This is a genomic window from Pseudodesulfovibrio senegalensis, from assembly GCF_008830225.1.
Taxonomy (GTDB): Bacteria; Desulfobacterota; Desulfovibrionia; order Desulfovibrionales; family Desulfovibrionaceae; genus Pseudodesulfovibrio; species Pseudodesulfovibrio senegalensis.
Window position 1 is genome coordinate 575254 of record NZ_WAIE01000001.1, and the last position, 21977, is coordinate 597230.

Annotated in this window: 20 protein-coding genes; 3 read left to right on the top strand and 17 right to left on the bottom strand. The window is 58.3% G+C overall.

Annotated elements, in window-relative coordinates; translation table 11 throughout:
- Positions 1-28: 28 nt before the first annotated feature.
- The 9 genes from F8A88_RS02650 to F8A88_RS15730 form a co-directional block, all read right to left on the bottom strand.
- Positions 29-1690, bottom strand: coding sequence for a sensor histidine kinase (locus F8A88_RS02650; protein WP_151149515.1), 1662 nt, complete (start codon positions 1688-1690; stop codon positions 29-31).
- Positions 1687-4281, bottom strand: coding sequence for a PEP/pyruvate-binding domain-containing protein (locus F8A88_RS02655; RefSeq protein WP_161598317.1), 2595 nt, complete (start codon positions 4279-4281; stop codon positions 1687-1689). The genes F8A88_RS02650 and F8A88_RS02655 overlap by 4 nt, the downstream gene beginning before the upstream one ends.
- 13 nt (positions 4282-4294) lie before the next feature.
- Positions 4295-4675 (bottom strand): response regulator, encoded by a 381-nt coding sequence (locus F8A88_RS02660; RefSeq protein ID WP_151149517.1) that lies wholly within the window; start codon positions 4673-4675, stop codon positions 4295-4297.
- Positions 4676-4797: 122 nt separating this feature from the next.
- Positions 4798-5361 (bottom strand): YIP1 family protein, encoded by a 564-nt coding sequence (locus F8A88_RS02665; protein WP_151149518.1) that lies wholly within the window; start codon positions 5359-5361, stop codon positions 4798-4800.
- A gap of 2 nt (positions 5362-5363) precedes the next feature.
- Positions 5364-5531 (bottom strand): hypothetical protein, encoded by a 168-nt coding sequence (locus F8A88_RS15835; protein ID WP_170283767.1) that lies wholly within the window; start codon positions 5529-5531, stop codon positions 5364-5366.
- A 66-nt stretch (positions 5532-5597) separates the two neighbouring features.
- On the bottom strand, positions 5598-7454 hold the full coding sequence (locus F8A88_RS02670; protein ID WP_151149519.1) for an SLC13 family permease: 1857 nt from the start codon (positions 7452-7454) through the stop codon (positions 5598-5600).
- A gap of 36 nt (positions 7455-7490) precedes the next feature.
- Entirely contained in the window at positions 7491-8390 is a 900-nt protein-coding gene (locus F8A88_RS02675) for a CBS domain-containing protein (RefSeq protein ID WP_151149520.1), read from the bottom strand.
- A 41-nt stretch (positions 8391-8431) separates the two neighbouring features.
- The gene (locus tag F8A88_RS02680; protein WP_241667317.1) at positions 8432-8854 is read right to left on the bottom strand and encodes a response regulator; all 423 of its coding nucleotides are present in this window, start codon (positions 8852-8854) and stop codon (positions 8432-8434) included.
- 243 nt (positions 8855-9097) lie between these two features.
- On the bottom strand, positions 9098-10768 hold the full coding sequence (locus F8A88_RS15730) for a sensor histidine kinase (RefSeq protein WP_161598318.1): 1671 nt from the start codon (positions 10766-10768) through the stop codon (positions 9098-9100).
- A 300-nt stretch (positions 10769-11068) separates the two neighbouring features.
- Here F8A88_RS15730 and F8A88_RS02695 point away from each other — a divergent pair, with 300 nt between their 5' ends.
- On the top strand, positions 11069-13510 hold the full coding sequence (locus F8A88_RS02695; protein ID WP_161598319.1) for a sigma 54-interacting transcriptional regulator: 2442 nt from the start codon (positions 11069-11071) through the stop codon (positions 13508-13510).
- Between the two features lie 117 nt (positions 13511-13627).
- Here the strand turns inward: F8A88_RS02695 and F8A88_RS02700 are convergent, their stop codons facing one another.
- Both F8A88_RS02700 and F8A88_RS02705 read right to left on the bottom strand, forming a co-directional pair.
- Complete coding sequence (locus F8A88_RS02700) at positions 13628-14068, bottom strand: hypothetical protein (protein WP_151149523.1); 441 nt, start codon at positions 14066-14068, stop codon at positions 13628-13630.
- A complete protein-coding gene (locus F8A88_RS02705) occupies positions 14065-14964 on the bottom strand; it encodes an SEL1-like repeat protein (RefSeq protein WP_151149524.1) in 900 nt (299 codons plus the stop codon). Before F8A88_RS02705 ends, F8A88_RS02700 begins: the two co-directional genes overlap by 4 nt.
- A 681-nt stretch (positions 14965-15645) precedes the next feature.
- Between F8A88_RS02705 and F8A88_RS02710 the strand changes: the two genes are divergently transcribed.
- Together F8A88_RS02710 and F8A88_RS02715 are read left to right on the top strand one after the other, a co-directional pair.
- On the top strand, positions 15646-16227 hold the full coding sequence (locus tag F8A88_RS02710) for a MarR family winged helix-turn-helix transcriptional regulator (protein WP_151149525.1): 582 nt from the start codon (positions 15646-15648) through the stop codon (positions 16225-16227).
- 153 nt (positions 16228-16380) lie between these two features.
- A complete protein-coding gene (locus tag F8A88_RS02715) occupies positions 16381-16794 on the top strand; it encodes a Fur family transcriptional regulator (RefSeq protein WP_241667318.1) in 414 nt (137 codons plus the stop codon).
- 141 nt (positions 16795-16935) lie between these two features.
- Here the strand turns inward: F8A88_RS02715 and F8A88_RS02720 are convergent, their stop codons facing one another.
- The 6 genes from F8A88_RS02720 to F8A88_RS02745 are packed head-to-tail and all read right to left on the bottom strand — an operon-like array spanning position 16936 to position 21965.
- Positions 16936-18102, bottom strand: coding sequence for a tetratricopeptide repeat protein (locus F8A88_RS02720; protein ID WP_161598320.1), 1167 nt, complete (start codon positions 18100-18102; stop codon positions 16936-16938).
- Complete coding sequence (locus tag F8A88_RS02725; protein ID WP_151149528.1) at positions 18099-18758, bottom strand: energy transducer TonB; 660 nt, start codon at positions 18756-18758, stop codon at positions 18099-18101. Before F8A88_RS02725 ends, F8A88_RS02720 begins: the two co-directional genes overlap by 4 nt.
- Positions 18758-19168 carry an ExbD/TolR family protein gene (locus F8A88_RS02730; RefSeq protein WP_151149529.1) on the bottom strand — a complete coding sequence of 137 codons (411 nt, stop codon included), beginning with the start codon at positions 19166-19168 and terminating at the stop codon, positions 18758-18760. Before F8A88_RS02730 ends, F8A88_RS02725 begins: the two co-directional genes overlap by 1 nt.
- Positions 19169-19172: 4 nt before the next feature.
- The gene (locus F8A88_RS02735; protein ID WP_151149530.1) at positions 19173-19802 is read right to left on the bottom strand and encodes a MotA/TolQ/ExbB proton channel family protein; all 630 of its coding nucleotides are present in this window, start codon (positions 19800-19802) and stop codon (positions 19173-19175) included.
- Positions 19789-21213 carry a MotA/TolQ/ExbB proton channel family protein gene (locus tag F8A88_RS02740; RefSeq protein ID WP_151149531.1) on the bottom strand — a complete coding sequence of 475 codons (1425 nt, stop codon included), beginning with the start codon at positions 21211-21213 and terminating at the stop codon, positions 19789-19791. The genes F8A88_RS02735 and F8A88_RS02740 overlap by 14 nt, the downstream gene beginning before the upstream one ends.
- Positions 21210-21965, bottom strand: coding sequence for a DUF3450 domain-containing protein (locus F8A88_RS02745; RefSeq protein WP_151149532.1), 756 nt, complete (start codon positions 21963-21965; stop codon positions 21210-21212). The genes F8A88_RS02740 and F8A88_RS02745 overlap by 4 nt, the downstream gene beginning before the upstream one ends.
- Positions 21966-21977: the final 12 nt, after the last annotated feature.

The following is a 21977-nucleotide window of genomic DNA, read 5'->3' on the forward strand; positions in this document are numbered from 1 at the left end:
TCCTCCGCATGGTTGGTTCATGCCGTGTTCATTGTTGTTCCGGATGCAGGGGCAGGGTTATGGTGAACGTGGCCCCCTGTCCGGACGGACTGCTTACGGAAATTTTTCCGCCCAGCCGCTGCATGGTGGAATAGATGATGGACAGCCCCAGTCCGGTTCCTTCGCCCACCGGCTTGGTGGTGAAAAACGGGTCGAACACCTTGTTGAGATTTTCCTGCGCAATGCCGGGCCCCGTGTCGCTGACGGAAATCCTGATCGTATTGCCTGATGTGCCGGTGGCGACCGTGAGCACGCCGTTGTTTCCCATGGCGTCGATGGCGTTTTCCATGAGGTTGAGCACGGCCTGTTGCAACTGGTTCGCGTCCGTGGTCACACCCGGAAGGGTAGGGTCGAAATCAAAGACGATTTCCATGTTGCGCAGCCGGGCCTCGTTTTCCAGGAATCCTGCTGTCTGGCGGATGAGGCCGTTGATGTCCACGTCCTCCTGCACCGGTTCCATACGCCGCGCAAACCCGAGCATGCGGTGGGTCACGGTGCGCGCCCGCTCCACGTGGCGGTCGATGTCGTCCACGGCCTCGGCCAGTTCATCCACGGCCGGGGAATCGCCCAGTTCGCCGTCCGTGATGATGTCGCGAATCCAGCCCGCGCCCTCGCGGATGATGGTCAGCGGGTTGTTGATCTCGTGGGCCACGCCCGTTGCCAGCTTGCCCAGCGAGGCCATCTTGTTGGCCTGTATGACCGTGGCATCCATGCGCGCCTTTTCCTCTTCGGCCTGCGTGAGCTTTTGCAGCAGCGAGCCTGTGGTCAGGTAGGACGCGCCCAGAATCATGATCATGCCCAGCCCGATGAGCCCGAAGGTGATGGATTGTGTTTTGACCAGCGGTGACATTTCCTCGGTGGGCGAGAGCGTGACCACCAACCGCCAGTTTGTATGCTCCAGCGCGGCAACGCCTGCGAGCATGGAGTCGTTGCCGTCCTTCCAGTGCATGATCGCGATTTCCTGCTTGGGGTCGACCGTGAATTGGGACGTGCGCGAAAGCACCGGGCCGGCAAACCGGGAAGGGGTCTGGAGTATTTGGCTGGCATTGACCAGAAAGGCATCGCCCTTGCGGCCCACCTGCACGTTGCGCACGAGTCTGGTGAACACGTCCGAATCGATGGTGGCCCGCAGCACCCAGCAACGTTCCCCCTGCTGCCTCCGTACGGCGATGATGAAATGCGGGAAATTCCTGAAGCCCATGAACACGTCGCTGATGAACACGCCCTTGAGCATGACCTTGTGGAACCACGGTTCGCGGGCGTAGTTGATCTTGTGCAGGGCGTAGGGGCCCACATATGCCGTATGCTGCCCCGCGCTGTCGATGATGCCCAGATCAATGAACGAGCCGGAATTGGATTGGATGGTCTCAAAGATGCGGGCCAGTTGCCCGGGGTCGGACATGGTCCTGAAATCGTGGGAATAGGCGAGGTTCTTGAGCTGGCTGATGCGTTCGTTCAGGAACATGTCGATGGTGTCGCGCTTGTTGCCGACCACGAGCCTGAGGTTGCCGGTGGTCTTTTCCTGAAGCGTGCTGCTGAACTGGGCATGGATGAAATGGCCCAGCGCGGCAAGGGGAAGAAGCGCAAAGCACAGGGTCACCCCCATGAGCTTGAGGCGCAGGGTCGAGTATTTCTTGTTCAGCCGGGTCATGGGATTTGTTCCCTTTGGCCGCTGGCATGATCCGGTCCTGGAGCAGGGCTGGCGAGAATGTCGCGGATTTCGGACAGCAGGCGCTGCTCATGCCGTTGGGCGTCCTGCGGGGCGTTCATGTCCATGTCCAGTTGCCGGGTATGCATGACGATGTGGCCGAGCACCTTCAGGCCGTTCAGGATTCGTTGCGCGCTTTCATTTTCCATGCGCGCGAACACGGCGTCCCCCTTGGCCGTGGCCAGAAAGCCCTTGCGGCTCAGGATGCCGCGGACCATTTCCGCGCGCATTTTCCGCCTGTCCGGGGAGGCCCCTCCGCCCTTGAATTGCAGGTAGGCGTAATTTTCGTCCGGGAACGGTCCGGCATGGCCTTCCACGGTGCTGAAGTGGAAGCCGTATCGGGACTGCAGGTTGCAGTAATGCGAGCCGATGAGCAGAAAATTGCGTCCGCCCATGTCGTTGGCCGCGCCGGGTGCAAGCCCCGGGGTTGCCGAGGCTTCCATGATCACCGAGAGAAAACCGCCGGGCGTGGGCGGCGGCGGTCCCTGCCATGGCTTTGCGGTCATGCCCTGCCACAGGGCCAGCATGGGCTTTGAGCGGATCTGGTCGAGGGTGACTGTTCTGCCGCGCGAAGGATCCATGCCGCCGCCCATGTCGATGACCCAGTAGCGGGTGGGCACGTCCGTCACCAGCCTGCGTGCGGCATTTCCGGGCAGGCCGTGTGTTGCGTTGACCATTTCGCTGACGCCCATTTCGTGGCAGAAGCGGGTGATGTCGTGCAGTGTTTCGCAGTGGGCCGGGCTGAATTCCGGTGACGCCGCGTCTGTAAGGTTGAGCGGGATGATGTGATTCATGGCCGCGCGCAGGCAGCGCATGACCGGGCTTTTGGCCATGAGCGGCGGCGTGTCCGAGGCCGGGGCGAGCAGATGCGCCCGCGTGCCGGGATATACCGCGCACCGCGAGGCATCCACGGTGACGGAACTGTATTCTTTCAGCTTGTTCACGGCATCGGGCGCGCCAAAGAGCGCGGGCACGTTGAACTCGCGGGCCACGTTGGCCAGATGTCCGGCCGTGCTGCCGTGCTCGGCCACGATGGCTGCTGTTTTGCTCAAGACCACGGCCCATTCCGGGTGCGCCTGGTCCGTGAGCAGCACAGCCCCTTCGGGCATGTCGAGCAGGTCCACCTTGCCGCGCACCACATGGGGCGGACCGGCGGCCGCACCGGGACTGGCGGTTGTCCCGCCTTGGATAACAGCCCCTGTCGATACTTCCTGCTCCCCGGTGCGGTCCTGGGTCCGAATTTCCAGCGGACGACATTGCAGGATGACGATTTTGTCGTCCGTAACAGCCCACTCCACGTCTTGCGGGCTTTTGAAATGTTGTTCCAGCCGCACGCCCGTGCGGGCCAGCAGCAATACGGTTCGTGTTCGCAGGCAGGGTTTTCTGCCGTGTTCGGGCCGGAGCAGTTCCACGCAGGTGCCCTCACCGTTCATGCAGCGGCGCATGGAGCGCTTGTCGGCCGCATGGCTGTGGGCCACGGTCATGGTGCCGGTGTCCACGGACCATGTGTCCGGCGTGCAGGTGCCGTCCACGATGGATGCGGGCAGGCCCGGAACCGCATGGACCTGCAGCAGGGACGGTTCCCGGGCGAGCGGATCGCGGGTATACATGACCCCGCCCACCTCCGCGTCGATCATTTCCATGCAGGCCACGCACATGACGGTCTGGTCGTCCCGTTGGCCGAGATTGCGGCGGTAACTCATGGCCGTGGCTGAAAACGCGCTGGCCACCACTTCGCGGTAGGCGTCCGCAACGCCTTCAGGACCGACGTTGAGAACCGAGCGGTATTGCCCGGCAAAGGACGTTCCGGCCTTATCCTCGTTCAGCGCACTGCTGCGTACTGCATAGCGGCCCGGCGGGCGGGATTCGAGCATGTCGCGCAGTTGGCGATGCAATTTGGGGGGCAGGGGCGTGGCTTGCACCTTTTGGGCGATGCGCGAGGACAGGGTGTAGAGTCCTGCGAGGTCGTCGGCTTCGGCCGTCATGCTCAAGCGCTCGATCTCGTCGCGGAGCCCGTGGTCCATGAATTCGCGGAATGCGTCCGGCGTGAACACGAATCCGTCGGGAACGTACAGGTCCAGTTCCTCGCCTGCCTGCATGAGCGTGGCTGTTTTGGGCCCGGCCAGATCCGGGCGGTGCGCCACGTCCCGCAGTGGAAGAATCATGGGGCCGTGTTCGATAGTGTCGGCCTTGACGTGGATCAGCGCATCAATTCTTTCTGCGATGGCCCGCAGTTGCGGAGAAAGGGCGTCGTATTGCTCCGGGGCCATGGACCGCAGCGCCTTGACCATGCGTCCCACCGAGGCCACGGCGCTTACGCATCCCGAGCGCACGTAGTTCATGTCCACGGGGCGCAGTCCGCTCAGTGCGTCGCCCATGTCGGACATGACATCCAGTGCCGCATGGTTGGCGGAAAGCAGTCGGCGAAAACAATCACAACGCCGGGTCAGGGAATCGAGTCGTTCTCCGTCCCTGTGTTTTGCGTCGCCATGGCCACGGCGAATGAAGTTGCGAATCTTCCCGAGAATGTTCATGGCTTTCCCATTGTTACCGGGTTGCATTCGATGCTCTGGCCGCCTCCGCCACCTTGAAGAAAAGCTCTTCGTGCTGCACCGGCTTGAGCAGGTATTCGTATGCGCCGAGGGCCATGCCGCGCAGTGCGGCTTCGGTGCTGGCGTGTCCGGTGAGCAGGATCACCGGTGTTTTCGGTGATATTTCCAGCGCACGTTCCAGAACTTCGAGGCCGTCCATGCCGGGCATTTTGACATCCAGCACCATGACGTCGAACGGCTGTTTCCGGAGCATGGAAAGGGCTCTCTCTCCGGTCTGTGCTGTGTGCACGTCCACGTTTCTGCGCTTGAAACGGCGCGACGCATAGGTCAGGAAATCCTGTTCGTCATCCACGAGCAGCAGGCGCAGCATGGTCATGTCTTTCTCCTTCATTCATCCCCCGTGTTGTCTTGTGGAGGGGGGCGGCCCTGCCGGAAGAGGCGAGAGGAGACCCGGCAGGGCCGCAACGGGCTTCGGGGTGCAGACCGTTGTTTGTTTTGTCAGGCGGGCAGCATGTCCTTGAGACCCGCGAGAATCGGAGCAAGGCTCCAAATGAAAATCAGCAACAGCAGGGCCGAGCAGACGACCATGGAAAAGGCCTTGAACCAGCTCATTTTACAGGCCTTGTTCAGGCCCACGATCACGAGTACGGCGCGAACCGGCTCCAGAATCATGCCCAGTGCGGGTATCCACGAGACCACCATGACGGCGCCCGAGGCATACGCGTATACGGACATGATTCGCGAAAAATCGGATTTTGTTCCCGGCAGCACGCCTGCCAGCGAAAAGGTGAATATCGCGGCCAGACAGGGCATGAACATGGCGTTGAGCAGAAATACGCCGCCCATGAGCAGGGAGTTTTCAAAAAAGTACGACATGCTGACCGTGGCGTGGAACAATCCGGAGACAAAGAGGAACATCAACGGTTTTCGGATGTTGGCCTCGTCTGCGGTACTGCGGTAGAAAGCCGCGGGCGAGCGGATGATGTTCACCAGCGTGTCGATGTACTGGCGGACCGTGATGGTGCGCGTTTCAGGCGCGGGCTGTGCTGTTGCCGTGGACATGGCTAGCCTCCCGGTGTGGCGGGTGCCACGAACTTCTCATAGATTCCCCACAGCATCATGCCGATGGTCAAGACGAAGAATATGGTCCGTTCCATGCGCCTGCTGATGTAGGTGACGCCCTTTTCGTAGTGGATATGCTTTGCTGTTTTGGCTTCCAGTGGTCTGAACATGGCTCACTCCTTTTTTTGGGGTGTGGGCGGCGACCAAGGCCGCCGCCCGTTGTTTCATGCGTGAGGTCAGAATCCCGGCAATCCACCGAATCCTCGCCAGCCCCAGTACACGGCCGTGATCAGGATCACGACGATGTTGGCCACGAACCACATGGGAATGCCCACGCGCAGGTAGTCCTTGGGCTCCAGATAGCCGGAGGCGTAGACGATGGCGTTGGGCGGGGTTCCGATGATCAGGCAGTAGGCAAAGGACGAGGAGATCGCCGTTGCCATGGCCATGAACGGCAGGAACGTGGTGCCCGGGTGGACGATGCCGGCCATGTTCAGGGTGATGGGACCGACTGCCGCGGCAGCGGGGCCGTCCGCCATGAGGTTGGTGAGTACGGCTGTCAGGCCGTTGGAGGTCAGCATGAGCGGCAGACCTTGGTCCATGCCGAACGGTGCCAGCAGGTTGATCACCGAGTCGGCCAGCCAGTATGCCGCGCCCGTGCTGTCCAGCGTGCGGCCGAAGATGATGGCGCCCGCATAGAGCCACACCACGCCCCAGTCCACCTTTTCATGGTAGTCGCGCCAGTTGACCACGCCTGCCAGCAGGTAGGCCACCGCACCGGCAACCGCGATGACGCCGATGCCGAGGCGTACGGGATAGATGCCCATGTTGAAGAATATCTTTTCCGTGAACCATCCCCAGACCATGACCACGAAGATGATCACGGCCCAGATCTGGTGCTTGTTCCACTTGCCCATCTTGCCGATTTCGCTTTCAAGATGGCGCATTGCCGGAGCCAGGGACTTGATGCGCGGCTTGAAGAGCGTGTTCACGGCTATCCATGTGATGGGGATCATGAGCAGCACGAACGGGAAGCAGTAGGTGACCCACTGGAAGTAGCCGATGTCGAACCCGAACATGTCGGTCAGGTAGGTCATCATGATCACATTTCGTGCGCCGCCCGATGGAGCGCCCGGACCGCCGATGTTGCAGGCCATGGCAATGGCTATCATGAGCATTTTTGCCAGCTCCCTGTCCTCGGGTATCTCCTCGGTAAGGCTGTTCTGGTAGAGCAGCATGCCGATGGGCAGGAACATGGCCGCCAGCGCATGGTCCGAGATGAACGCGGCCAGCGGGGCGATGATTATGAAGAAGATGAGCGTGATCCAGCGGACATTGGGAACGGCCAGCCGCTTGAACATCATCATGCACATGCGTTTGTCTACCCCGGTCTTGACGAACGCGGCCGCGAACATGAGCGAACCCATGATGAACCAACACGCGTCGGACCAGTAGAACATGGCCACCTGCTGGCGGGTGACCACGCCCGTGAACACGAGAATCAGCCCGATGCAGAAGGCCACGCCCGGCAGGGGGATGCATTCGGTCATGAAACAGAAGACAACGAATACGACCATGGCGATGGCGACCTTGATGTGCCAGGCGCCCTTGTCTGCGGCCTGCTTGTCCTTGCCCTGAAGAGAAGCGTAGTTGAGCTTCTTCATGCGCAGGTCGAAGCCCGCTTTCATTATTTCATTGAACTGTTCCGGGGTCAGATTTTTATCCACAAAGGATTTGGCCCGTTCAATGTTGGTGTCGTCAGCCTGAATCTTGTACTTCTTGCACCATTTGGCATTGCGCTTCATGAAGCGGTCTTTGGTGAGCGCACCCATGCGCATGTTGCGTTCCATCATTTGGGCGGCAATCAATTCCCATTGTTCGGTGTCGGAGCTTTTCTTGTGAAAGAGTTCTTCACAGAGAAAACCGACTACCTTCTTGGGACCGATCTGATATTGCGTGCCCACGCGTTTCATGCCGTCGGGCGTGGGCAGAATCAGGATGACGAAAAACAGTACAACCGGTATGATGAAAAGCTTCCAGTTGACATACTTGTCGTAACCAGTCGCCTTCTTTTTACTTTTTGCTTGAGACATTGAGCACCTCTTTTCGTGTTCGTAGTCGGGTGGCGGTCAGCTGTTGGAAATGATGGACGCGATTTCGTAGAACAACTCCTGTTCTCTCACCACGCCGATGATCCTGCCGTTTTCCATGACGGCTACGCGTCTGCGCCGCTCGTTGGACATGGCGTCCGCCGCTTCCATAAGGTTGGTGTCCGCATCGATCTGCGGGGGGCTTGAGGACATGACTTCGGCAACTTCGAGGTGCATGATTTCACGAACCCGGCTGGTGAAGAGTCCTTCCCAGAACATGGTGGAATATTGCAGGGTGTCCGCCGTGGACGGGCGTGGCGCGGAAAGGTATGCGGGCCGCGTTGCACGGATCAGGTCCCGGGGCGAAAGTATGCCCGCGAGTTCCCCGCTTTTGCCGAACACCAGCAGTGAGCGATGCCCCGTGTCCATGAGCCGTTCCGTGGCCTGCAGTGAGCGCTGCATCGTTTCCAGTTCGGCAATGGCTTCGCGTACTGTGCTGTCTTCGGATATGGACGTGTAGCTGTCCACCGGGATCATGATGTCCCGCACCACTTTTTCCCTGCGGGGCGAGCCGCCCCTGCACAACACGGCGTCCTGCACCTTGGCGGCGAGCAGGTCGATGTCGCACGGCTTGGCGAGGTAATCGAACGCGCCTTCTTCCAGAGCCTGCTGCGCGCTGGGCATTGCCCCGTGTCCGGTAAGCATTATCACCGGAAGGTCGGGGTGTGACTTCTTGATTTCCCGAAGGGTTTCGTGACCGTCCATGCCACCCATCTTCATGTCAAGAATGACGACGTCCGGTGCTTCACACAGTTTTTCGAGCGCCAACTCACCACTTTCGGCCACAATGGTCTCGAACCCTTTCCGTTCGAGTATTTTGGACGTGATGGTGCGGAAACGCTCTTCGTCGTCGACCATGAGAATTCGTATTTTCGACATTGCATGCCTCCTCAATTGATGTGCCTCCCGAAGCCGCTGCCTCAGGATTTTTCCTTCTTTTTCATGGATTTCAGGAGAACGTTGTGGCGCTTGACCTTTTCGAACGCCTCTTCCGCCTTTTCGAGCAGTTCCTTCATGCTCAGGGGCTTGATGAGAAAGTCCATTGCGCCAAGCTTGAGCCCTTCCACAGCGTCTTCCATCGTCGCGTGGCCGGTGAGGATGATGACCTCGGCCAGGGGGGAGATACGCTTGATTTCCCGGAGCGTTTTCATGCCGTCGAACCCCGGCATCTTCACGTCCAGAAAAACAACATCCACCCCGTTTTTCTCCACGGTGCCGAGCGCCTGTTTGCCGCTTTGCGCCGTGAACACGCGGATGTTCATCTTTTCGAACAGTTTTTTCGTGGTTTCGAGGAGTCGCTCCTCGTCATCCACCAAAAGAATGGTCATCTGTTCCGTTGTCATGTTGCTCCAGCCTGCTTTCGTTTTTGTTTCCGTTGCCTGGTTGAAAGCATTTTTTTTGCAATTTCGTTTTTTTTCGTCATGGGATAAGCAACGCTTGTGCCATGTGTTTTTAATCAATCTAATCGGATGGTTATTTGCGCAATGCGTGTTTTTTTGCCCGTGTGTTTTCGCGCAAAACAAGGGGTGGAAAAGAAAGGCGGCAATCCTTTCGGATCGCCGCCTGGAGGAGGGAATGGCCGGCTGTCAGCCGACTGTGATTGCCGGAAGGGTGATAGTGAAAACAGTGCCTTGCCCATGTTCGCTGGAAACTTCCATAACGCCGCCCATGGCGTCGATGATGGCATGACAGATGGAAAGCCCCAGTCCGGTGCCTTTGCCCGGCGGCTTGGTGGTAAAAAACGGATTGAATATTTTTTCTATGTTTTCGGGACGAATGCCATTGCCATTGTCCTGAACAAGTATGCGCACCCTCCCGTCTTCCAACGTGTGTGCGGCAACCTTGAGTTGCCCGCCCTCGTTGTCGTGCCGTTCTTCGATTGCCTGTATGGCGTTGTTCATCAGGTTGAGCACGACTTGCTGGAGCTGGCCTGCGTCGAGGCTTACAGAGGGTGTGTCTCCGGGGATGGAACAGCTGAACTCGATACCGGAAACCGCTGCCTTGCGTTTGACCATTTCGCATAATTCCGGAAGGAATTCCGAGAGATTGACCGTGGTCACTTCCGGGCCGGAATGTCGCCCGAATTTGAGTATGGAGCGGGTTATGGCAGCGCAACGGTCGATCTGCCTGCCCAATTGATCCAGCCCGTCCAGTATTGCGGCTTTGCGTTCCCCTGTGATTGGTTCGCCTTTTCCGGCCTCGTCGGCTTCCATTTCCATCAATGCGATTTCGCTTTTCATTATTTGCAGCGGATTGTTGATTTCATGCGCAAAACCTGCGGACATTTCTCCCAGTTCGGCCAGACGTGCCGCGCGCATGAGGTGGGTTTCCATTTCCACCCGGTCGTGCTCCTTGCTGCGCAGCATGTGCACAAGCCTGTTGCTGATGGTGAAGGCAAGAACCAGTATGAAGGCTCCGCCTGCAAGGCTGACCACCGCGATGCACATGGCGGCCCAATCCAGTTCCTGCAGGGCTTCGGCTTCATTCTGCCGCACGACCAACCGCCACATGCCGTTGTTCAGCGGAACCACGGCGCGGATGAATCGTTGCGGATCATCGTTTTTCATCATGTGCATACGTCCGTCCGAAACGGTTTCACCGGATTTTTCCAGCAGGGCTCCGCCGGAACGGCGTGCTGTTTGCAACTCCCCGAGGTTGTTTACGATGTACGCCTCCCCCGTGGTTCCTATGCTGACGCCTTCCACGAGGTCGCCGAACAGGGCCTGGTCCACGGTAGCCCGCAACACCCATTTTCTGCCATGTTGTCGGAGCATTACCGCCACCACGAAATGAGGCTGGTGCCGGTATCCCATATACACATTGCTCACGAAACTGCCGTTGGAACATGTCTCACGGAACCAATGCGCCTGGGCGTAATTTTTCCCGGTCAACTCAAACGGTCCGGCATATGCCAGCTGCACGCCCTGGGCATTGATAAGGCCAAGGTCGATGAATGCCAGGGATGCACGTTGCAGAGTGGAGAGTATCGATTCAAGGCGTTGGGTCGAGGCGAGTTGACCATGGCCAACAGTTGCGAGAATGACGTCCAGGTCTGTCTTGCGTTCGTTGAGGAACGATTCGATGAGGGCCGCATGACTGCCCGCTATTCGTTCGGCGCGTTCCTGTGCTGCACGGCGCATGGATGCTTCGTAGGAATTGTAGCCTATGCCCAGCGCCGCCACAAAGGGGATCAGCGGCACCAGAATCATGATCGCCAGCAATTTTCTGTGCACGTCCTTATACATGTCGGTCTGCATCCGTTTTCTCCATGTTTGTGTGTGCCTTGGCGTATGCCGCCATGCGTGGCGGTTGCGCGTTGTTTCGTGGTCGATTTTTTGCAATGCCTGTACCATGCGCGTTTTCAAATATTGTATGTGGGCTGAAATATCCGTTACCCGTTGACTGCGAGTGTGTTGCGCGATAATTGCGAGGTATGGCGGAAAAACGTTTCGGAGGTCGAAACAGTGGTTGAATCCGATAAAAAAGAAGCGGAAAATCGAAAAACGTTTCGAGAGCGAATGCTGTTCTTTGCAGGTCTCGGTTTGCGGGGGCGACTCATGGCCGCACTCATACCGTCGTTGGTCTGCATTCTGCTTGCAGCCGGCCTGTGCAATTACAGTGTTTCCAGCCATTACATAAATGTGGCGCTGGAGCGTTTTGTCCGTTTGCAGAATCTGGCTGTGGCGCATGAGGTTGAACGCTTTCTTGAACTGGCACGCGAGGATTTGCTGTTTGCAGCGCACGGCCGGCAGACAGAAAGCAGCATGCGCCAGTTTCTTGCGGGCAAGGTCGGCTCCGGTGGAATTCGCTATCTGGATTTTTCCTACATTGCGCCTTCGGGGAATGGTCACATTTGCTTTGTGCGCCATCACGATCGCATCGAGCGGCTTGACAGCAAACGGCTGATGCGGGTGGTTCCCAACCCCCTGTTGCTCCTGAACGACAACCCTCAGCTCGAGTTCGGCCAGGTGTGGGCGTCTCCGGTCATGGAAGTGGAGTACCCATTGTCCGAAACCGGGGTGGAAAACGCCGTGACGCGGCAACAGGTCATCCGGTTTGTCACGCCGTATCACATGGAGGGACAAGCGCACGCTGGGGTACTGATGCTCTCGGTGTGTGCTACCGATTTGCGCGATATCCTGACCCTCTATAATTCCGAGGATTCTCCGCTCTGGGCGTTCCCGCGCAGCAGCGAGTTGCGTTATGACTACATGATAGACCCGGACGGCTGGATGCTTTTTCAGTCGGCTGTTGACGGCTTTGGCAAGGATTCGGTCCCACGGCATTCAAAGCCCGGTGGATTGAGCACGTATCTGGCCCGTTCCGGCTACGAGGGAACGCTTGGACGCCCGGGATTGCGCAATGCGTTTCGGCCCAATTCCGGACACGAGGATTACTGGCGGATGCTGGAGAACGTACGGGAAGGCGAAAGCGGATTGCTGCATATTCGCGATTCCGTTTCCGGTTCCGGAGTCGATGATTTCTTTTTTGCCTATGCACCGGTGTGGTTCAACGGCGGGGCAGGGAATACAAAGGTTCTGTACGGCGGCCTCGTGCGTGTGGACAGGAGCATCCTGCCCATTGTTGCCGGGTATCAGTATCTGGACGTCATGCTGGTGGTCACGGTGCTGGCTATCATGGTCATGGCCCTGCTCATCTACTGGCTCGGGCGCAAGCTGACTTCTCCCATCCGCCGATTGTCCGACCAGTTGAATTCATTGCGCGAAGTGGACAACCTCGAAGAGGTGGATATCCCCTATGGTGGGCGCGACATTGATGAACTCAAGAATTCGGTGAATGCCCTCGTCAGACGGATCAGTCGTCAGATGGAGGAAATTCGTGAAAAGGACGAGGCCATCCTGAACGTGAACCTGCGCGAACCGGCCGACCTTTCCCGGGAGCAGGGGCTTCTTGACGAGGCGCGTCTGAACGTGCTGCCGGACATTATCGGCACGGGAACGCGCATGGCCGAACTCAGGAATGATGTGCTCAAGGCCGCAGGGGTGGACGTGGATGTGCTGGTCACCGGCGAGACCGGCACGGGCAAGCAGCTTGTTGCCGAGGCCATTCACGGCCAGAGCAGGCGTCATGCCGGACCGTTCATTTCCATAAATTGCGGTGCGCTTGATGAAAATCTGTTGCTCGATGCCTTGTTCGGGCACGTCAAGGGAGCCTTTACCGAGGCCCGGGGCGACCGCAACGGCGCATTTCTGGAAGCTGGCGGAGGCACGCTTTTTCTGGATGAAATCCAGTCGGCCTCGCCTCGGGTGCAGCAATCGTTGTTGCGCGCCCTGTCCATCCGCAAGATCAAGCCGCTGGGCAGCGACGTGGAGATTCCCGTGGACGTGCGCATCATTGCCGCAACGAACGTCGATCTTTCCGAAATGATCGAAGAGGGAACGTTCCGGGAGGATTTGTATTACCGGCTCAAGGTCGTATCCATCAATTCGCCTGCCCTGCGAGATCACCCCGAGAACATCCCGCTGCTTGCATTGCACTATCTGCGTCAGGCCGAGCAGTTGACCGGACGCAGCCATCTTGAACTGAGCAGGGGCGCCGTTCGCAAGCTTTCGGGCTACTCGTGGCCCGGCAACATTCGGGAACTTGTGAACAGCATCACCCGTGCCGTGGTCATGGCTGAAACGGACGTGATCGAGGCCGAGGAAATCCGGCTTGAAGGTGCTGTTCAGGATATTCCGGCATCGTTGTCTCTTGAGCCGAGAGCGGAAGAGGGGGACGCGGAGTGTGTGGAGGCAACGGCTCCACGGGAACGGGGAGCTTCGGTGGAAAGGGAATTTTCCTTGAACCCGAGGCAACAGCAGGCCTGGGAAATCATCAGCAAGCGTGGCGGCATATCCCGCAGCGAATATCAGGACATAGTGGGAGGCGATCTGTCCCCCCGGACAGCCAATTACGACCTCAATGAATTCGTCAGCAAGGGCCTGCTGGTCAAGGTCGGCAAGGGGCCCGCAACCCGATATGTGGTGGCGGAAGAGTGACGTTTTAGGAAGAAAGTTAGTCTGTTTTGTCTTGCTACAAAGTTATTGGCGGCGTCATGAGGTTGTTCATGACGCCGCCGTGATTTGGTTTTCGTGTTGCTTTGTTTGGCAAGGGGCCTAATGGCTGCAGCCACCACTGCTTCCTCCGCCTCCCGAGTTGCCTTGCTGTTTTTGTATGTGCTCCCGTTGGAGTCCTTCCCAGTTCTTTTTCGATTTTTTTGCTTCAGCAATTTCCCGTTCAAGCCGGTCTTTTTTCAGTGCGTCATGCATCATGTCCATGGGGTCGGTGGGATTGGCCCGTTTGAGCTTCTCCAGTTCCTCGTTGTTGTCTCTGATGATCCTTTCCTGTTCGACGATTTTGTCCTTGTAGAATTCGCGCATGTGGGTGTCTTTATCCACAAATTCCTCAGTGGTGACCCCTGCCCATTGTTCAGCTTTTGATCTGGGCCTGCCGCCGCCTTCTATCGCGCATCCTGCCAAAAAGACCAACACAAGCAGTGTTATAAGGAAACGTGGCAAAGTATGCATATTCACTCCTTGATCCTGGGTGGTTGTCATTTTTTAGCCGTGGAAGCGAGCAACGAGTCGATGAGTTGCTCGGTGATGTTTCCGGTGGGCTTGAGACCGGCATCCTTCTGGTACGCCCGGATCGCCTTGGCGCTCCCCTTGCCGATGGCCCCGTCTATGCCCATGGAGTAGTAGCCCAGTTTTTTTAGTGATTGCTGGACGAATTTTCTGGTTTCCAATGTGGTCAAATCATATTTCACGCCGGTCTGACGAGCACCAGCTCGCCGTGTCGGCGTGTAGTGCCGATACTTTGAACGTACAGTGAGCACGGCCTTTTGTTTTTCTCGATCCACATAAATGCCGTTCTCCTCGGCGAGACCATAATGGTAGGTGGCCATGGCGGGGTTTTTTTGTACGCCGGGGACGCCCCGGGCGTAAATTCTTCCCAGCATGTAGTGGGCGTCGGCATCATCTTCATCGGCGGCAGCCTTGAGTAGGGACATGCCTCTCCGGGGATCCGGCTGGATACCGTAGAGCCCCGTCACAAGGACGAATCCAAGGTTTCGCATGGCAGGAGGGTATTCCTGAGCCGCGGACATTTCTTCCATATCCCGGAAAGAGGCGATGTTTTTGGGCACGCCGTTGCCTGTCAGGTACATTATGGCGAGTTGGTGTTGCGATTCCGCATCTCCTGCCCTGGCCGCCTTTTGGTAATACACCTGCGCAGCTGCCGGGTCGTGCTCAAGGTAGAGGGCCTTGTCTCCTTCACTGCGGTCATGAATTCGCGTTACGCTTTCAACACATCCGCCTGAAAGGAAAAGAACCATTGCCACAAGAAAAAATGATAAAATTCGATGCATTTGTCCTCCGCATACAATTCCTTCACCGACTTTATTGAATTGGCAAAACCTTACGAGAACGGAACTTATTGTGTTATGATTTTTCATATCAACCTCTTAGAAATGAAACGTTTTCTTCGGAGAAATCTCGGAGGACTCAATGGAGAATGCGCAAAATGTCGTTATTCCCGATAATTACCCGGATGGAGAGAAGTACGGATAAATAAAAAGGTACCTTTGCACTTGACACGTGCCCAGGGGGTGGATAGTTTCATGTATGTAAGAAGGCACCTTGCTAATTGGGTGGATCCAAATGTGAAGGTGCCTTCATAAAACCATAACAAGGAGAAACAGTATGAGACGATATGCAAGGAATCGTGAAGAAATGCAATCGTGCGAACAGAGAATGAGGCCTTGCCGCGGCCGTGCAGAACGTTCAATGGAACGTGGGGCCGGACGGGGCAGAGGGCGTTGCAGGCCTGACCGCCATGGCGGATTCGAAGGGCGAAGCCAGGGTCCGTGTTTTGAAGAGCAGGCTGGTCGGACAAGGCCTGGGAACCGCAGGCGACACGAACGGGGGCGAGATTTCGATTTGGCAGCAGACCGGTTCGACAATTTCCCGGCTCCGTTTGAGCAGGGGATGGAACGTGAAGACGGTGTCCGGTTACATGGCGACATGGATGGCGTTTGCCCTCTCTGCCGCAATCGTTGCCCTTTGAGCGAACCCAAATGCAGCAAGGGCGAAGCGTTTGTTGCTTCGCTTGGTGCGTAACCATCTGGAGGTGAGAAATGAAATCGACTCCATTTGAGAACCCACAAGACAGCCAGGAGCTGGTGTCCCTTTTCCGCCATGCGTCACGACTCATGGCTCGGGCCGATCATGCGTGCCCCCGGGACGGACGCGGTTGGCGCGGCAGAGGTGCGCCCCAGGCGCATCATGCGCAGGGGCGGGTGTTGGCCATTATCCACGACAAGGGTCCAATCAGTCAGGGAGAATTGCTGGAAATGCTCGATATTCGTTCCTCCTCGCTCAGCGAGCTGCTCGGCAAACTGCAGAGCAAGGGGCTTATTGAGCGGGAGCGCAACGAAGCGGACCGGCGCAGCTTCACCATCAGGGCTACAGCCCTTGCCGACGAATTGATGCAGGCACAGGGAGATGCCGATGGTGATGTTTCGAGGCTCATGTTTTCCCTGCTTGACCCCGAAGAACGAGAGATCTTGCACGGGTTACTCCTCAAGGTTGTGCGTTCGATGCAGGGTTCGCTGGACTGCCGGGGCGTGGGGCCGCAGGGGCGCGGGCCCGGGCGCCGTAATGATCGTGAAAATGGACCTCGACGCCGGGGCAGCGGCCCGGGAAGGCGGAGGCGTTAGTCTGCATGATGCGGCATGGGGCGATTGCAGTGCACGTGTCATGCGCCATCGTGCGTCTGCGCGGTCAATGCATTGCCCTGATTTTTGCACTTGACACAATCTTGAAAATGAATTTCATTGTCGCTTATGTTGAAAAACGCAGAATCTGTATTCATGGAATATCTGGCCGAAAATGACCTGAGCATGACGCCGCAGCGCAAGCTGATCGTCGAGACGTTTCTTGAAACCGAGGGGCATTTTTCCGCAGAGGAGTTGGGCCGTCTGGTCAAGGACAAGTCTTCGGACATCGGGCAGGCCACGGTCTACCGCACCTTGAAGCTGCTGGTGGAATCCGGGCTTGCGGACAATGTGGACTTCGGTGACGGCGTCACCCTGTACGAACACGCCTATGGACACCAGCATCACGACCATCTCGTGTGTGTGCAGTGCGGCGCAAAGGTGGAAATTTTCGATTCCGCCATCGAGGATCGGCAGGAAGAGGTCGCTGATTCCTATGGGTTCAAGCTCACGCGGCACCGCATGTATCTTTTCGGTCTGTGCCCCGATTGCCGCACAAACAAGAAGTGACGGCAATCCGTTTTCTCGTTTTCAGGGGGACGGCTTGTGTTTTTGCTGAAGCGCATGTGCTCGGCAACGCCGTTTTTTGACGGGGTGCCTGTTGCGGTTGCCCTGTGTTTCGGAACGTCACCGTGGCGACGGGCGTGGCCATTATTCCATGGCTTCCCTGCGTACTTCATCCAAATCATCCAGAACGGCCAGATAGGCCCGCGCCCGGCTTTTGAACTGCTGTTGTCCGGCCACGCGGGTCAATTCGGTTTTTGCGGTTTTCCAATCCTTGCGTTCCCATGCGCACAGGGCCAGATAAAAGCGCGCTTCCGGCTGGTTTTGCTTGGCGACCAGCTTGCGGAGCACGGTTTCGGCCTTTTTGAAATCGCGTGATTGGTACAGCATTTTCCCTTTTTCCAATTCCACGGAACCCCCCGAACTATGGCGGCTCAGATAGTTGACGGCCTGCTGCATTCTGCCGGCCGAGGCCAGCAGGGCAGCCACCTTGAGTGCCTGATTCCTGTCCGGGGAGTTGCCGTAGGCCCGCTGCAGGGTCTGGGCGGCCATGAGGGGCGCGTTGCGGTAGCGATACAGGGAGGCCAACCGTTCCATATCCTGCTGGGAGGGCTTGGTCAGGCGATGGGCGATTTCCAGCGCGGCCGCGGCTTCGGAATATTCTTCCCGGTCCAGATGCAGCTTGCCCAGCAGCTTCCAGTAGTCGCCTTCCTGCGGATTCGTGTTCAGGTAGCGGATCAGTATTGATTCCGCCTTTGCGGTCTGCCCTGATTCGATGAGGGCGTGGATGGTCAGGCGAATCCATTGCTTTTCTGGCTTTTTGCTCTGGTGCATGAGCCGCAGCAGAACCCGGGCCGCCTCGCCGTACTTTTCGCCGAGGTAGTAAGCGGAACCGGCCTGAAAGAGCAGCTGGTCCTTGCCCGCCTTTTGCAGCGAATAGGCCTTTTCAAGATATTTCCCTGCCTCGGCATACCGTTCCAGTTCGTACAGGGTAATGCCCATGTTCAGGCACAGGCATTCATTGTCCGGGCTGCATTGGTGTCCTTTTCGGAACACTTCAAGGGCCTGCTTTTTTTCGCCTGCTTCGTGCAGGGCGCCGCCCAGCATCACGTAGACCTGCCCGTTGATGGTTTCCTGCGTGGACTTCATGTATTGGCGGATGACGGCGGCGGCATCCATGTACTTCTTGTCGTCCATGAGGATCTGGGCCTTGTACAGTGTCTGCCGTGCCTCGGGCGGCAGCTTTGCCAGCCCGGCAACGGGCAGGAGCAGGCAGAAGGCCAGAACGGCCGCGAATATGCGCATGCGTTTCATCGTGTCAGCTCGAAGTTGAAGGGGAGGAGTACCCATGTGTCCACAGCCTGCCCCTTGTAGCGGCCGGGCCGGAATTTCCAGCGTTTGGCGGCGCTGAGCGCGGCCTTTTCAAACACGTTGGCCGGAGTGGCCGATTCAATGGAAAGATTGGTGGGCACGCCCTTGCTGGTCACCAGCATGCGGACCACCACTTCGCCCTCGACCCTGTTTCTTTTTGCCCCGTATGGGTATTCCGGGGGAATGCTCCGCAGCACCTGCGGCACCTCGTCCACCTCGTCCATGTTGAAGCCGATGCCGCCCAGATCGCCCACGGGCATGGCAATACCGCCCTTGAGGCCGGGATGCATGTCCGCGCTGAAGCTCGGGGTGGCGATGTTCATGCGGGGCTTCACGCTTTTGGGTTTGGCCTTGGACGAAAAGGTTTTGGGCAGGGTCTTGGGTGGCTCGGTTCCCTTGAGCTTTTTGCGCTTCAGCGGTTCCACGGGCTTGTCTTTCTGTGCCTGCGCAATGCGGATGGCACCCTCCACCTCGGTGAAGTCGCCTCTTTGCTGCGAGTCATTCAGGACCAGCACGCCCACATAGATGAGTCCGGCCACCATGACAGCGGCCATGCTGGCGGCGACAAAGTCGCCCGATGGCTTTGCCCTCTGGATCATCACTGTTTCCTTGCCGCGATGCTGATGTTGCGCACGCCCGCCAGTCGGCACTGGTCCAGAACCTGAACGGCCGCGCCGGTCATGCTCTGCTTGTCCGCGACAATGACCACCGAGCCTTCGGGCGTCTCCGCCAGGAATCGTTCCATGTACGCACGCACCGAGCGGATATCCAGCGGTCGGCCTTCCACGAATATCTGGCCTTCGGCGGTGAGCCCGAGGATGACGTTGGCCTTTTCCTTTGTCTCCGCTGTCTGGGCCGAGGGGCGTTCCACGTCCACGCCGGATTCGCGCACAAAGCTCGTGGTGACGATGAAGAAGATGAGCAGGATGAAGACCATGTCGATGAGCGGGGTCATGTTGATCTCGCTCCTGCGTGCGCGTGCGCCGCGCGTGTATCGGATGCTTTTCATGCGGCTATTCCCCGGCCGTTGCAATGCCGTCGGTATGTTCCTGCAATCCGATGCAGAACAGCTCCATGCGGGCCTTGAGTTTTTCCGCCCTGCGGAAAAGCAGGCCGCCGAGCAGCAGTCCGGGCACGGCCACCACGAGTCCGCTCTGGGTGGTCACCAATGCTTCGGAGATGCCGGAAGCAAGGGCGCGGGCGTTGCCTGTTCCGAATTCGGAGATGACGTCGAAGGTGGTGATCATGCCGGTCACGGTTCCCAACAGGCCGAGCAGGGGGGCTATGGCCGCGAGGATCAGGATGGTGCCGATGTAGCGCATGGCCTTGAATTCCTGCCGCATGCGGATGGCCTCCAGCATGTCCCGGTTCAGCTCCGGGTCTTCGCAGCGTTCGTTCATGTATTGCGAAAGGATGTCCCATTGCCATTGGGCCAGACCGGCCTTGCACACGGACGCTTCGCCCCTGAACATCTCAAGGCACTGGCTGGCGCCCCGCTCCCTTTTGCGTTCCCGCAGGAAACGGATGCTTTTGACGATGGCCAGCGTCCACATGAGCAGTGAGAGGAACATGAGCGGTATCATGATTTCGCCGCCCGCCTGAAAATGCTCGACCATGCGTTCAATGAGATTATGCTGCAGCATCAAGCTCCTCCCGCTTTTTGATTTGTCCCTTCTTCATGAGGGCCACGGCAAACCCGGTGCCCTTTTCCTCCATGTCGCCGATGATCGTGTCCACGCGGCGTTCCAGCACGTGGTGCAGGATCATGATGGGCACGGCCACGGCCAGCCCGAGCTGTGTGGTGACCAGCGCTTCGGAGATGCCGCCGGACATCATGCGCGGGTCGCCCGTGCCGTACAGGGTGATGACCTGAAAGGTGTTGATCATGCCCGTGACCGTGCCCAGCAAGCCGAGCAGGGGAGCCACGGCGGCCAGCACGTTCAGGGTGGGCAGAAAGCGTTCCAGCATGGGCAGTTCCTTGAGCAGTCCTTCCTGAAACGCGTTTTCGATGATCTCGCGGGTGTTGCCCATGTATTTGAGCGTGTGTCCGATGATGCGGCAGGTGGGAAAGCGGGATTGCTCGCGGCAGAATTCGCGGCATTGCTTCCATTCGCCCTTGGAGACCATTTGCAATATCTTGTTCATGTTGCGGTCCGAGGTGCCGCGCAGTTTGCTCAATGCGTAGAAGCGCTCAATGACCAGCGCCATGGCCACCACGCCGACCAGAATGATGGGCCAGACCAGCAGGCCGCCAGCGCCGAGCCATTCCCAGACGCCTTTCTGCTCCTGCGCCAGCCGGGCAAAGGCCGCGCCGTTGGAGATGTCCACCGGGAAGACCGTGCCCTTGCCGTCGAAAAAGTCGTTCATGATGCCGGAAAGAGTCCAGCCGGGTTCGCCCTGAACGGCCATGAGCTTGGTGCCTTCGCTGGTGGGGCGGAGGAACCCGAGGGTGCCGTCCTTGAGCCTGTATGCTTCGGTAAAGGTGCCGATGCGCACCAGTTCGCCGTTCTTGTCCATGCCGTCCGTGCCGATGAAATCGCCGGAACGGCGTACCACGGAACCGGACGCGGCCATTTCATCGAGATACAGGGTCAGCAGATTGCGGATGCCTTCAAGGCCCGGGAATTTTTCGGGCTGGAGCACCTGTGCCAGCACTTCGGCGCGTTCCGGATGCTCCGGGGTGGTCAGGCTTTCGTGGAAGTAGTCGCGGGCCTGCTTGGCCGAGGTGCGGATGGTGCCGTCGATGGTCTTGAGTTCATGGGCCTGCGCGGCCAGTTCCTCGTTGAGGGCGGCTTCGCGTTCCAGCAGTTTGTCATACTGGGCCTTGAGCTGGTTGAAACGGCTTTGCTTTTCGCTGATGGAGCGTTTGAGCGTGCCCTTTTCCGAGCCCACCGCCTTTTTTTCCTCGGCGATGATGGCTTTTGTTTTGGCTGCGTTTTGCCCGGCCTCGGCCACCATGATGTTCACGGCCTTGGAGGTGTCGTCCCAGCCTTGCGCCTGTGCCCCGGCAGTGAGGGCCATAAATATGATCAGTGTATGGATCGCATGTTTCATCGGGTGGCTCCTATGGGCAGGTCAAGCAGTTCGACCGCGCGTTTTCTGTCCGCCATGTCTCTGGCCCGGTGCAGGGTCTGGGTGTAGTCCTGCGCCAAAGGCTTCCACGCTCCGGAAGCATGATCCCAGTATCCGGCGCCCGAGCCGTCCGCGGTCTGGTAGAACAGTGCGGTGCGGCCCAGCCGGAAGACCGCGACCTGTGTGGGGACGCCGTCAATGTCCAGTTCCTGCATGGAACTGGAGACGTTGCGGCCATATTCGGTTTCCACCAGCAACGCCTCGAAAACCCGGCGTAGTTTTTCGCTCAGTTCAAGGCGGTAGTCGTCAAGGGATTCGTGCAGAAAGTCGATTCTTCGGGAGCGCTCTTCGGTGAGGAACGGCAGGTCGGACTCCACAAAGCGGGCCAGACTGTCCACCACGGTCTCAAGGAACGGTTCCAGTTCCATCTTGATGCGCCGGGCCTCTTCTTTGCGCCGCTCAAGTTCCGCGATGACTTCTTTTTGCTTTGTTATGTATTTTGAGTACTTGCGGTTTTGAAATTCGAGCCACGCATCCATGGTTTTCATGTCTCTGATCTCGGCGGCGGCGTCTTGCTTCTGGTCCGTCCATTTCAGATATTGTTTTTGGGCCGCAGCCTCCACGGCAACGGCTTTTGCCGCTTGCGCATGGACCTTTCCGGCCGAATCGGCTGCTCCGGCCATGACCGGCACAAACAGCAGAACGGCCATGGCGGTAACGACTGATTTCAACATGTGCGCTCCTTG